Raw genomic sequence first — 13,295 nt, forward strand, 5'->3', positions numbered from 1 at the left:
CTGTTTAAGACAGGGCCGGAAATTTCTTTCGTAATGACGACCATGTCACGGGATTTACCCGTCTGCTACTCCCTTGAATACAGAGTAATCATATCAATTTTTAAAAAGTTTGTCAACTAAACACATTAGTCACAAAGCCTTATATATCAAGCTTTGTTTATGCTTACAACCATTTGATTTCTAGTTGATAATTGGCAAAAACACTATCTCCTTCAAGCTGTTTTAGTTGATAATGAATTTTTAGATTTTGCTTAGTTTCATCCAATTCATAAACGCTTGTTTTTGTTTGTAAATGTTGTAATCCAACAGGAGTTGGAATAGCAACTACAGCTGGATTTTCACGATGAAAACGCATGATTGATTTTGGATTTGAATAGCGTGTCATAATCAATTCTTGGTCATTACATTTCAACATAACAGTTTCTTTTTCTTCATTAGTGTAAGTAAGATAGATATGACCATTTTTTTCTGTTAATTTGACAGGGTATGATTGCTCAACGAACTCAACTTGTCCATCAACATTAATCTTATTCTTAATATGAAGTTTCATCTAGTATTAGCTTCTTCCTTTCTCTAAAATTATACCAATTCTTCCTTCGTAAAGCCAGAAATTGCGCTGATTTAGCGCTTGATAGCTGATGAGCGAAGCAAGCTTGTTCCAGTAAAAATAGCAATGAAAATAATAAGAACCTTGAATTTATTGATATCAAGTTGACTGAGGAAAAATGCTGCTGTCAGTACTCCAAGAGAACCACCAACAATAATTCCTAGCACACCAGGCCAGTTCACGCGACCTGATTTGATAAAATCTGTCGTACTTGCTGACATGATAACGGCGGCATCAAGCATCATAACTGGAAGTGCTACCGATGGATTGATTCCAAGTAGTGAGAAGAAAATCAACTCTGGAGCGTAATTTCCAAGTCCCATCGTCATCAAAATACCAACCGTAAAGTTGAAAACAACCCCAATCATGAGCCAAATGCCATGAAGTCCGTGAACACTATCACCCACTCCAGCACCTGGATTTGCAATCATGCGGTATCCCATGATAATAGCTGCAACAATCAGCAAAGTTCCTAATACCCTTTGTACTTTTTGTGTCGGCCAATTTTTAGTGATTCGTGTTCCGACAAAAGCGCCTGCAAATGAAGCTGCTGCCATTGTTAGCAAGGTCGGCAATTCTACTTTGACAATCGTAATAAAACAAAGTGCCTCAATCATTACCGGAATGACGTGCGCTGTAGACAGCGTTGCTGGAATTTGTTTATCATCTTTGACTAATTTTGTTGCCTTAAAAAGAGCGGTACTCGTGGCAAAAGTCCCAATTCCCAAGGTATCTAATAGGTCAGTAAAATACCCAATCCAAAGACCTGTCCAGAATTTTTCTTTTAGATTAATTTTATTTTTCTTGGCATGGAGAAAGATATTTCCCCAAACCCAGATAATCAAAAATACCAAAAATAATTGGATTAAACGTAAAATAAGTTCATTTGTCATAGTCTCAATTATAAGCAATTTTTCAAAATTCGTAAATACAAATATGACACGATTTAAATAGTCAGGATTTTTGAGCATTTTTGCTATAATGAAATTATGAATGAAAAAGTATTTCGTGACCCAGTTCACAATTATATAACTGTTAATCATCCGGTCATTTATGACCTTATCAATACTAGAGAATTTCAACGTCTACGCCGTGTTAAGCAGGTTTCGACAACTGTTTATACCTTCCATGGTGCTGAACACAGTCGCTTTTCACACTGCCTTGGTGTTTATGAAATTGCTAGACGTGTCACAGAAATTTTCGATGAGAAATTTCCTGATATTTGGGATTCTAGTGAAAATCTTTTAACCATGGTAGCTGCACTATTGCACGATGTCGGACACGGTGCTTATTCGCACACTTTTGAAAAACTTTTTGATACCGACCACGAAGCTATTACGCAAGAAATCATCACCAACCCTGATACTGAAATCAACGCTATTTTAAAACGTGTGTCGCCTGATTTTCCAGAAAAAGTTGCTAGTGTTATCAACCACACCTATCATAATAAACAAGTCGTACAACTCATCTCGAGTCAAATTGATTGTGACCGCATGGACTATCTTTTGCGAGATTCATATTACAGTGGTGCAAAATATGGACAGTTTGATTTAACACGTATTCTGCGCGTTATTCGTCCGACAAAAGATGGCATTGTGTTTGAGTATAATGGTATGCATGCTGTCGAGGATTATATCGTCAGTCGATTCCAAATGTACATGCAAGTTTACTTTCACCCAGCCAGTCGAGGCATGGAAGTTTTGTTGCAAAATCTCCTAAAACGAGCTAAACACCTCTACCAACTCGACAGTCAATTTTTTGAAAAATGCTCGCCTAATTTAATACCATTTTTAGCAAATGAGGCTAGCTTAGAAGATTATCTTGCTTTAGATGACGGGGTTATGAACACATACTTTCAAGCTTGGATGAAATCTGAGGATAAGATTTTGGCTGATTTAGCTAGCAGATTTATCAATCGTAAAGTTTTAAAATCTATTACTTTTGAAGAAGATTCTCGTAAAGAGCTCAGCCACTTGGTCGACCTAGTCAAATCAGTCGGTTTTGACCCCGAATATTACACAGGAATCCATGTTAATTTTGATTTGCCGTACGACATTTATCGTCCTGAAAAGAAAGAACCTCGCACTGAGATTAACATGATTCAAAAAGATGGCTCTGTTGTTGAACTCTCAACCATTTCACCTATTGTAAAAACTTTAACCGGAACCATTTATGGCGACCGACGCTTCTATTTTCCAAAAGAAATGCTCGAGGACAATGACCTCTTTGCACAAAATAAAAAGCAATTTATGAGTTACATTTCAAACGACCATTTCGTTTTTCATAACTAAAAGAGTAAGGATTAAAATGTTGCTAACCACTTCATTTTGATTCTTATTCTTTTTATTTCAAAATGAAAACGGTACCTAGTAGATTTCCCTATGTTCCCCATGACAAATAAGCCACTTTTTAGTAAGATATATAGGTAGAGATTTTTAGAAGGGGTAAATGAACCTTATGTCTATTAAATTAGTCGCTGTCGATATTGACGGCACACTTTTAACCAACGACCGCAAAGTCACGCCAGAGGTTTTTGAAGCTGTACAAGAAGCTAAAAAACAAGGTGTAAAAGTCATCATCGCAACTGGACGTCCAATTCCTGGTGTTCAGCCACTTCTTAACGAATTAAACCTTAGAGAAGAAGGCGATTATGTCATTACCTTCAATGGTGGACTAGTTCAAGATACATCAAATGGTGAGAACATTATCACTGAAACAATGACCTATGAAGATTATCTTGATATTGAATTTCTTAGCCGTAAATTAGATGTTCACATGCATGCCATCACGAAAAAAGGCATCTACACAGCTAATCGTAACATCGGAAAATACACTGTTCATGAATCAAGCTTGGTTAACATGCCAATTTTTTACCGCACACCTGAAGAAATGGGCGATAAAGAAATCATTAAAATGATGTTCATTGATGAACCTGAAATTCTAGATGCTGCTATCGAGAAAATTCCACAAGAATTCTTTGATCGATACACGATTGTTAAATCAACACCATTTTACCTAGAATTCATGAATAAAAAAGCAAGTAAAGGTAATGCCATCAAGCACCTAGCTGAAAAAATGGGACTTACACCAGACCAAACAATGGCAATCGGTGATGCTGAAAACGACCGTGCCATGCTTGAAGCTGTTGGTAACCCAGTAGTTATGGAAAATGGTACACCTGAACTTAAAGAAATTGCTAAATATATTACAAAATCAAACGAAGAAAGCGGCGTAGCACACGCCCTTAGAGAGTGGGTCTTAAAATAATGTATAGCTATAAAATCGGTATCTCAGCTGAAGAACACGATAATTTTGCAAAAGCAAGCAACCAAACAAACCTTTTACAATCATCAAATTGGGAAAAGGTCAAAGACAATTGGGATAATGAACGCATCGGTTTCTACAAAGATGACCAACTAGTTGCCTCAGCATCTATCCTTATCAAAGCTTTGCCACTTGGTTTCACAATGCTTTACATTCCACGTGGACCAATCATGGACTACAGCGACAAAGAACTCGTTGCTTTTGTGATTAGCTCACTTAAAAAATACGGTAAAACAAAACGCGCCCTTTTCATCAAAATGGACCCAGCTTTGCTACTTAAACAATACAAAATCGGTGAGGAAGTTGACGAAAACAAAGACACACTTCTTGCCATCGACAATTTGAAAGCTGCAGGTTGCGAATGGACTGGACGTACAACTACAATTGCTGAAAGCATCCAACCACGTTTCCAAGCTAATGTCTACACACAAGAAGACATGACATCAACTTTCCCTAAACACACTAAACGTTTGATGAAAGATGCTGTTCACCGTGGTGTCATCACAACTCGTGGTACTATCGATGATGTCAAAGCATTCGCAGATGTCGTAGCTCTTACAGAAACTCGTAAAGGTGTTGCTCTTCGTAATGAAGATTACTTCCGCAAAATGATGGAAATCTACGGTGACGATGCTTACCTTCACCTGGCAAAAGTGAACTTGCCAAAACGTTTGGCTGAATACAAAGAACAGCTCGCTCAAATCGAAAAAGATTTGTCTGAAACAGCTGAACACCAAAAGAAACGTTTGACAAAACTCACTCAACAAAAAAATTCTGTTACTAAATACATCAAAGAATTTGAAGAATTCGTTGAAAAATACCCAGATGAACTTATCATCGCTGGTATCCTATCAGTATCATTCGGTAACGTTATGGAAATGCTTTACGCTGGTATGAACGACGAGTTCAAAAAATTCTACCCTCAATACTCACTTTATCCAAAAGTATTCGAAGATGCATACGCTGACGGAATCATTTGGGCAAACATGGGTGGTGTTGAAGGAACACTTGATGATGGTTTGACAAAATTCAAATCAAACTTCAATCCAACTATTGAAGAATTCATCGGTGAATTTAACATCCCAGTGAATGGTTTACTTTATAAACTATCAAACTGGGCTTACAACGTCCGCAAACAAAGGAGAAACAACCATTAATGTCTCTTGAGATTATTGATAAAAAAGTTTTTGGAACTTTTTGTGATACGGTTGACTACAAGTCATTTATGCAGTCTGTCGAAATGGCAGAATTGCTTGAAAAACGTGGCTATCAAGTCACATATCTTGGCCTTAAAGAAGATGGAGAATTACAAGTCGCGGGTGTCCTTTTCAGTATTCCAATGGCTGGTGGACTTCACATGGAAATCAACTCTGGGCCTGCTTCTCGCAACCAAAATTATTTAAAAAGTTTTTACAAAGAACTTCAAGCCTACGCAAAAGCAAATGGTGCTATCGAACTTTTAGTAAAACCTTTTGATACTTATCAGCATTTTGATACCAATGGCGAACCAACTGATGAAGAGAAGAAAAATCTTATTGAAGATTTTGTATCGCTTGGTTACCAACACGATGGGCTCCTTACTGGCTACCCAGGAGGTGAACCTGATTGGCATTATGTTAAAGATTTGACGGATTTGGATGAAAAATCACTCCTAAAATCATTTAGCAAAAAAGGTCGTCCTTTAGTTAAGAAAGCAAAAACCTTTGGAATCACTCTTCGAAAACTTGACCGTAGTGAATTACCATTATTTAAAGAAATCACATCAGCTACTTCTAACAGAAGAGATTATGTCGATAAATCTTTAGAATACTACCAAGATTTCTATGATTGTTTTGGTGACTCTTGTGAGTTTATGGTTGCAAGCCTGAACTTCCAAGATTACCTAAAACACCTCGAAGCTGATCAAGCAAAGCTTAATCAAAAAATTGATAAGCTCAAAGCCGCTATTGAAAATAACAATGCTTCAGAGAAGAAACAAAATCAATTGCGTGAGTTATCAAGCCAATCCGAAACTTTCGATACTCGTATTGAAGAAGCTAAAGTATTCATCAAAAAATACGGTTCAGAAAATGTCATTTTAGCAGGTAGTCTATTTGTTTACACTAAACAAGAAGCTGTCTACTTGTTCTCAGGTTCTTATACTGAGTTTAACAAATTCTATGCTCCTGCTCTTCTTCAAGAACACGTCATGCTAGAGGCGATTAAGCGCGGTATTACAACCTACAATCTTCTAGGTATCACAGGAGAATTTGATGGATCTGACGGCGTTCTACGCTTTAAACAGAACTATAACGGCTACATTACCCGTAAAATGGGGACTTTCCGCTATTACCCTCATCCACTCAAATACAAACTTATTCATAATCTCAAAAAATTACTTAGACGTTATTAATTAAAAAGCTTTGGAAATTTATTCCAAAGCTTTTTTCATACAAAAAAACTACTTGCCAAAAGCAAGTAGCCTTATAACTTCAATGATTCTTGATTATTTTACAAAGTCAAGAAGAGCAAGGAAGCTTTCTGGTTGAAGTGATGCACCACCAACAAGGGCACCATCAACGTCTGGGCAAGCCATGTAAGCTGCAACGTTTTCAGGTTTAACTGAACCACCGTATTGAACGCGAACTTTGTCAGCTACTGCTTGACCGAAGTCTGCTGCAACTGTGTCACGAACAACTTTACACATTTTTTGTGCGTCGTCTTGGCTAGCTGATTTACCAGTACCGATAGCCCAGATTGGTTCGTATGCAATAACAAGTGAAGAAACTTGTTCTTCTGACAATCCAGCAAGAGCAGCTGAAACTTGTCCACCTACGAATTCAGCAGCTTTACCAGCTTCGTAAGTTTCAAGAGTTTCACCACAGCAGATGATTGGAAGCATACCGTTAGCGAAGATTGCTTTAGCTTTTTTGTTGATATCTTCGTCAGTTTCGTGGAAGTATTCACGACGTTCTGAGTGACCGATTACAACGTAGTCAGTTCCCATTTCAGACAATACTTTAGGGCTGTTTTCACCAGTGAAAGCACCAGCGTTTTCAAAGTAGCAGTTTTCAGCAGCAACTTTAAGGTTTGAACCTTTAGCTGCAGCAAGAACTGTTGAAAGGTCAAGGGCAGGAGCTGCAATACCAGCTTCAACAAGTTCTGATGAAGGCAATTTAGAAGCTACTGCTTCAACGAATGCTTTAGCTTCTTCTGGATTTTTGTTCATTTTCCAGTTACCAGCGATAAATGGTTTACGTGACATTTCACATACCTCTTCTATTTTTATTTACCCCCTTATTTTATCATATTTTCAGCATCTTTTAAAGGTTAGAGGGAATTTTTAGGCACAAACATCGAATAAAATCATAAAAAAAGAACCCCTTACGGGGCCCTTTTTCACAATTACTATCTGACTAATAATTGTTATCTGGGAACTTAATTAATTAACTAAAATTAAGCTTCGATTTCTGAAACGATACCTGAACCAACAGTACGTCCACCTTCACGGATTGAGAATGTAGTACCTTGTTCAACGGCGATTGGGTGAATCAATTCAACGTCGATAGTAACGTTATCACCAGGCATTACCATTTCAGTACCTGCTGGAAGTTCGATTGAACCTGTAACGTCAGTTGTACGGAAGTAGAATTGAGGACGGTAGTTGTTGAAGAATGGAGTGTGACGTCCACCTTCTTCTTTAGTAAGGATGTAAACTTCACCTTTGAATTTAGTGTGTGGGTGGATTGAACCTGGTTTAGCAAGAACTTGACCACGTTCGATTTCATCACGTTGGATACCACGAAGAAGAACACCAACGTTATCCCCTGCGATACCTTCATCAAGTTGTTTACGGAACATTTCAACACCAGTAACAACAGCTTTTTGGATGTCGTCACGGATACCAACGATTTCAACTTCGTCGTTGACTTTAACAGTACCACGGTCGATACGTCCTGATGCTACAGTACCACGACCAGTGATTGAGAATACGTCTTCGACTGGAAGAAGCAATGGTTTGTCAGTATCACGTTTTGGTTCTGGAATGTATTCATCTACAGTGTTCATCAATTCCATGATGATGTCTTCGTAGTGAGTGTCACCTTCAAGGGCTTTAAGAGCTGAACCTTGGATTACAGGGATTTCATCACCTGGGAAATCGTATTCTGAAAGAAGGTCACGGATTTCCATTTCAACCAATTCAAGCAATTCTTCGTCATCAACAAGGTCAACTTTGTTCATGAAGACGATAAGATGTTTAACACCAACTTGACGTGAAAGAAGGATGTGTTCACGTGTTTGTGGCATTGGACCATCTGTAGAAGCTACTACAAGGATAGCACCATCCATTTGGGCAGCACCAGTGATCATGTTTTTAACGTAGTCTGCGTGTCCTGGAGCGTCGATGTGAGCATAGTGACGTTTTTCAGTTTCGTACTCAACGTGTGCAGTGTTGATTGTGATACCGCGTTCGCGTTCTTCAGGAGCAGCATCGATTGAAGCGTAGTCTTTTGGTGTGTTAACTGCGCTTGGAAGACGACGAGCAAGAACTGTTGTAATTGCAGCTGTCAAAGTAGTTTTACCGTGGTCAACGTGTCCAATTGTACCAATGTTAACGTGTGGTTTACTACGATCGTATTTTTCTTTTGCCATTTGGGTAAAAGCCTCCAATAAAATATATTTTATAGATAGACAGTAGGCAATACAGTCTAACTTTACCTTACTATTTTAACAAATTATGCAAGAATTGCAAGTATTTTTATTTATTTTAGATTTTCTTCGCTCTATAATCCTTATTTGCAGGTATTTTTGTAGGTTGGTTAGTCCAGTTTTCTATAGATAATTACAAAAAAATCTCCTATTTCTAGGAGATTTTTCTTCATTAATAAAAACTATCTAAATCAATAACGTTATCTTCTTCGACAATTGCTGCTCGTTTTTTAGCTTCAAGTTCAGCGTCTGCTTCGCGATAGATTTCTTCACGTTTTTCATTTGCATCGATGTTGAGTACAAATCCAACTGCTACCGACAAGACAAGAACACTATTTCCTCCTTGTGATAAGAACGGGAATGTTACACCTGTAGATGGAATCAAACCTGAAATACCACCGATGTTAACAAAAGTCTGCATCAGAATCATTCCACCGATTCCCAGAGCAATCATCGAGTTAAATGGATTTTTAGCTTTAATACCTACGTGCATGATACGTAAGATAAGGAAAAATAGCAAAGCTAAAATTAAGCACGCACCAATCATTCCAAGTTCTTCCATAACCACTGGAAAAACAAAGTCTGTCGTTGCTTCTGGTAAGTAACCAGCTTTTTCAATTGAATTTCCCAAGCCTCGTCCGAACCAGCCACCATTACTCATCGCATAATAAGAATGAGCCAGTTGGTGACCTGAGTCAGACAAATCGTTAAATGGATTAAAGAAAGCACTGAAACGCTTGGCAACGTAACCAAAGACTGGAACTTTCCCCATCTTATCAACCCCAACAATAGCAATTAGTCCAAGAAAGACGGTTGAAAGAGCCGTTACTGTCGTTAAAATAGCTGAGAACCAGCGGTAACCAATCCCGCTAACAGAATACATGATTAAACCTGTCAGAACGATAATAGCCGCATTTCCCAAGTCAGGCTGCGCTGCGACTAACAGAATCATCACAAGCGAGTAGACACGCCAATCTTTCAAATCACTCCACTTGCTTGGCCACCATTTTCGCTTAGTCAAAGCTTGATAATCGTATGTTGAAATCAATTCTTGACGTCTAGCAAATGTAAATGCCAAATACCACACGATAATAATCTTCAAATACTCAGCAGGTTGGAAACTAATCGGTCCAATAACAATCCAACCATGGGCACCATTGACGGTCTTTGTAAAGAAGCGCGCAATCAATAAGAGCACTACTTCTGCCATCATTGTCATTGTCAAAGTACGAGAATTTTTTAAAAAGTTTAGCTTTAATTTATAAATAAAAAGAATAGCAACCAGACTGATAATCCAGAAAACACCCTGATTAAGTACTGATGCAAAAGGGTTGGCACCATACTGAATCAGCGTTGCACTAGTTGTTGAGTAAACAACAATCAAGCCGATTACTGAAAGAATTAAATAAGGCACAAGGATAGAATAATTTAGGAGATGCCTTTTATCAATTTTCATAGAGTCACCTATAATATCTTCGAGTTTATCATATGACATTATACCATCTTTCTGCACTAAAAAAAAGACTGTGATGAAAATCACTACCTCAGACTTAGAACTTCCATCAATTCGGTAACTTTTTCGATTTATCATCAAAAATAAAAAAGAATCTGAGACAATAGTCTCAGATTCCAGTGGTTAAACATATCAGCCAGAGTTACGTAGTCCTGTGGCAATACCGTTAATAGTAGTGTGAATGAGTTTTTCGTAACCTTCATCCAATTCATCGTGACGCAAACGTTTAATCAATTCGATTTGAATGTAGTTCAAAACGTTGAAGTATGGAATACGGTAATCCAAACTTGCACGAAGTGATGGGTTTTCTTCTAAGAGGTTATCGTGTTTTTCAATTGCCAAGATAACATCTTTTGTCAATTGCCATTCATCTAAGATGATATTGAAGACATTACGAACTTCTTCACTTTCAGCTAAACGTGAATATTGGAAAGCAATGTTCATGTTTGATTTAGAAAGTACCATGTCTACATTTGAAAGAAGTGAATGGAAGAATGGCCATTTTTCGTACATGTGTTGAAGTTTTTCGAGGTTACCTTCTTCAGCATCGATGAAATGTTTGAAGGCAGAACCAACACCATACCAACCTGGGAACATGATACGGCTTTGTGACCATGAGAATACCCAAGGAATTGCACGAAGTCCAGAAATTTCTGTAATTGTTTTACGAGCAGCTGGACGTGAACCGATATTTAGACTTGATACTTCTTTGATTGGAGTAGCTTCGAAGAAGTAATCGTAGAAATGCGGATTACCAAATACCAAATCACGATAAACACCGTTTGAATATGTCACGATACCGTCCATTGTTTCACGGAATGTATCAATTTCATCAGGATTAGTAATCATACGAGTCACGATACGGTCGACAGTCGCTGAAACAAGCATTTCAAGGTTGTAGTAGGCAACGTCTTTATTTCCGTATTTGTTTTCGATGATTTCACCTTGTTCAGTCAAACGGATACGGTCTTTAATTGAGCCAAATGGTTGTGATGTGATTGCTTCGTATGATGGACCACCACCACGACCAACAGTACCACCACGACCATGGATAAATGTTACTTTGATGCCACGTTCAGAACCGATGCTAGTCAATTCATTTTGGGCTTTGTAAAGTGTCCATACAGATGATAGATATCCACCGTCTTTGTTACTATCTGAGTAACCAAGCATGATTTCTTGGTAACCTTTGTTAGCTGAAATCCAACGACGAACAATGTCATAATCAAGGAATTCTTCCATGATTGCACGTGAATTTTCAAGGTCTTCGATAGTTTCAAAAAGTGGAACAATTTGAACACGCGCTTTTTGATTGTCAAGCAAACCAACTTCTTTAAGCATGATAGCCAATTCAAACATATCAGAAACACTTTCAGTGTGTGAAATGATGTGTTGTTTGATAACTTCATCACCTAATTTGTCTTTAAGGTAACGAGCTGTTTTGAAGATAGCCAATTCTTTTTGAAGTTGTTCAGATTTTTCAGCATTAGTTGATGACAACGTACGTGGGTCTTCTTGCAATTCTTTAAGAAGAACTTTAACTTTTTCTTCTTCAGAAAGAGAACTGTAGTCGTCAACAATATTTGCTTGTTTCAACAATTCAGCGACACAAGCTTCGTTAACGCTTGAGTCTTGACGCATATCGATTGTTGCAAGGTAGAATCCAAAGACATCTACAGCTTGAAGCAACTCACTAAAGTCACCAGTCAAGAGTGCATCATCACCATTGTCAAGCAATGATTGTTTAATGACAAGCAAATCATCTTTAAATTCTTTAGCTGTTTTATAGCTTGGAATTTCATCTTGAAGTTCAGATGAAACTTTATTGACTTTGTTTTGCAAATATTTAGCAACAACACTTGCATTATTAGTACTTGTGTAAACGTCAGAACCAAGTTTGCTGTTTTCAAGAGCTTTACGTGAAATTGTTGGACCAGCTTTTAATTCAATCAAAGTTTGAATCAATTTTGATTGGATGTAGTTGAAAGCTTTACGATATGGTTCGTTTTCACGGTAGATTGATTTATCGCTAGATAGCTCTGCTAAACGTTCAACTTCTGGACTAATTTTTGTCAAAGTTGTTGAAAGTGAGAATGTGCGGTAAAGTCCTGTTAATTTTTCAATGTAGTAATTAATGATTACTTCACTTTGTACAGTAGCAGATAAACGAAGTGTTTCAGCAGTTACGTATGGGTTACCATCACGGTCACCACCAATCCACATACCCATTGTAATAGGTTTTGGATCAGTCAAATCAATTCCTTTTTCTGCTGCCAAACGTTTGTACTCTGACGTTAACTTAGTAATCGCTTGAATCAAGGATGTATTGTAATACTCCATAACATTGGTAATTTCATTTTTTACCTTAAGTTTTTTCTCACGAATGATGTCCGTTTGCATGATGATTTCAATGTAACGGCGTAAGTCAGTGTACCATTTTTCACGGTTAACAACTCCTGCTTTCACATCACGGTATTTGCGCAAAAGGTCGTGAATCTTATTAGTCAATTCAAGAACCGTTTTACGTTGAACTTGTGTTGGGTGAGCAGTCAAGACAGGTACAACATTTACGTTCTCAAGGATTTCTTTTGAATTTTCACTTTCTGAAACCATATCAACTGTCAAAGAAAGTTTACCAAGATAATCTTGATTTGTATTATTTTGGTAATTGATTTCATAAGCGAAGTCAACGTCTTCTGAAATGTTGATTAGCAGTGGCAAAATTGAAAAATAACGAGACACAACAACCATCTCTTCGTTGGTCAACTGAGCTACTAATTCTTCAAGTTTGACATATTCATCACTTGCTGACAATTCAACAATGTTTTGAATTTTAGCGAATACCTCATCACCAACCATCTGATGGGTTGTTTCATCGAGCAAGCTTTTTAGTACTTTGACTTCCTCGGTAATAATCGACTGGGTATCATTGTTCTCCAGTTTTTGGATTGTCACACTCTTCACTCCTTTTTTGTTCGGATTTTAATCCTTTATTACAAGCGTACTACTTTATCATACCACTTTTTTCCGAAAATGTAACCCAATTTCTATAAATTGATTATTATTTTATATAATTTTCTGACTTTTTAAATAAACTTAAACTCAAATTGCAGAAAACAAAATCTTAAAATCACTGTTATATTAACATTGTTAACGTTTTTA

General features: G+C 37.5%; 10 protein-coding genes. 4 read left to right on the forward strand and 6 right to left on the reverse strand.

Annotation, left to right across the window (positions count from 1 at the left end; genetic code table 11):
* Positions 1-163 precede the first annotated feature (163 nt).
* Complete coding sequence (locus ACN0NP_RS01855; protein WP_004232675.1) at positions 164-550, reverse strand: DUF1934 domain-containing protein; 387 nt, start codon at positions 548-550, stop codon at positions 164-166.
* Between the two features lie 71 nt (positions 551-621).
* The gene (locus tag ACN0NP_RS01860; RefSeq protein ID WP_423217449.1) at positions 622-1,500 is read right to left on the reverse strand and encodes a TSUP family transporter; all 879 of its coding nucleotides are present in this window, start codon (positions 1,498-1,500) and stop codon (positions 622-624) included.
* Between the two features lie 96 nt (positions 1,501-1,596).
* Here ACN0NP_RS01860 and ACN0NP_RS01865 point away from each other — a divergent pair, with 96 nt between their 5' ends.
* The 4 genes from ACN0NP_RS01865 to ACN0NP_RS01880 all read left to right on the forward strand — a co-directional run bounded on the left by ACN0NP_RS01865 (position 1,597) and on the right by ACN0NP_RS01880 (position 6,323).
* Entirely contained in the window at positions 1,597-2,898 is a 1,302-nt protein-coding gene (locus tag ACN0NP_RS01865; RefSeq protein WP_423217450.1) for an HD domain-containing protein, read from the forward strand.
* Between the two features lie 166 nt (positions 2,899-3,064).
* Positions 3,065-3,874, forward strand: a complete 810-nt coding sequence (gene yidA / locus ACN0NP_RS01870) for a sugar-phosphatase (protein ID WP_024343775.1) — start codon at positions 3,065-3,067, stop codon at positions 3,872-3,874.
* A complete protein-coding gene (locus tag ACN0NP_RS01875) occupies positions 3,874-5,088 on the forward strand; it encodes an aminoacyltransferase (protein WP_033153064.1) in 1,215 nt (404 codons plus the stop codon). The genes yidA and ACN0NP_RS01875 overlap by 1 nt, the downstream gene beginning before the upstream one ends.
* Entirely contained in the window at positions 5,088-6,323 is a 1,236-nt protein-coding gene (locus ACN0NP_RS01880) for an aminoacyltransferase (RefSeq protein WP_423217451.1), read from the forward strand. The genes ACN0NP_RS01875 and ACN0NP_RS01880 overlap by 1 nt, the downstream gene beginning before the upstream one ends.
* Positions 6,324-6,416: 93 nt before the next feature.
* On the opposite strand, the gene tpiA is transcribed toward ACN0NP_RS01880, so the two are convergent.
* The 4 genes from tpiA to ppc form a co-directional block, all read right to left on the reverse strand.
* Positions 6,417-7,175, reverse strand: a complete 759-nt coding sequence (tpiA, locus tag ACN0NP_RS01885) for a triose-phosphate isomerase (RefSeq protein ID WP_009854602.1) — start codon at positions 7,173-7,175, stop codon at positions 6,417-6,419.
* A 191-nt stretch (positions 7,176-7,366) separates the two neighbouring features.
* Complete coding sequence (gene tuf / locus ACN0NP_RS01890) at positions 7,367-8,563, reverse strand: elongation factor Tu (RefSeq protein ID WP_021142772.1); 1,197 nt, start codon at positions 8,561-8,563, stop codon at positions 7,367-7,369.
* A gap of 229 nt (positions 8,564-8,792) precedes the next feature.
* Entirely contained in the window at positions 8,793-10,076 is a 1,284-nt protein-coding gene (ftsW, locus tag ACN0NP_RS01895) for a cell division peptidoglycan polymerase FtsW (protein ID WP_024343772.1), read from the reverse strand.
* A gap of 189 nt (positions 10,077-10,265) precedes the next feature.
* Positions 10,266-13,088 carry a phosphoenolpyruvate carboxylase gene (ppc, locus tag ACN0NP_RS01900; RefSeq protein WP_074566605.1) on the reverse strand — a complete coding sequence of 941 codons (2,823 nt, stop codon included), beginning with the start codon at positions 13,086-13,088 and terminating at the stop codon, positions 10,266-10,268.
* Between the last annotated feature and the right edge of the window lie 207 nt (positions 13,089-13,295).

The sequence above is a fragment of the Streptococcus equinus genome (assembly GCF_049393805.1).
Taxonomy (GTDB): domain Bacteria; phylum Bacillota; class Bacilli; order Lactobacillales; family Streptococcaceae; genus Streptococcus; species Streptococcus equinus.

Bases quoted from the DNA above. Each gene is read 5' to 3' on its own strand.
- tuf (WP_021142772.1), bottom strand. From the start codon at position 8,563: ATGGCAAAAGAAAAATACGATCGTAGTAAACCACACGTTAACATTGGT.
- ACN0NP_RS01880 (WP_423217451.1), top strand. From the start codon at position 5,088: ATGTCTCTTGAGATTATTGATAAAAAAGTTTTTGGAACTTTTTGTGAT.
- ACN0NP_RS01875 (WP_033153064.1), top strand. From the start codon at position 3,874: ATGTATAGCTATAAAATCGGTATCTCAGCTGAAGAACACGATAATTTT.
- ACN0NP_RS01860 (WP_423217449.1), bottom strand. From the start codon at position 1,500: ATGACAAATGAACTTATTTTACGTTTAATCCAATTATTTTTGGTATTT.
- ACN0NP_RS01865 (WP_423217450.1), top strand. From the start codon at position 1,597: ATGAATGAAAAAGTATTTCGTGACCCAGTTCACAATTATATAACTGTT.
- ftsW (WP_024343772.1), bottom strand. From the start codon at position 10,076: ATGAAAATTGATAAAAGGCATCTCCTAAATTATTCTATCCTTGTGCCT.
- ACN0NP_RS01855 (WP_004232675.1), bottom strand. From the start codon at position 550: ATGAAACTTCATATTAAGAATAAGATTAATGTTGATGGACAAGTTGAG.
- tpiA (WP_009854602.1), bottom strand. From the start codon at position 7,175: ATGTCACGTAAACCATTTATCGCTGGTAACTGGAAAATGAACAAAAAT.
- yidA (WP_024343775.1), top strand. From the start codon at position 3,065: ATGTCTATTAAATTAGTCGCTGTCGATATTGACGGCACACTTTTAACC.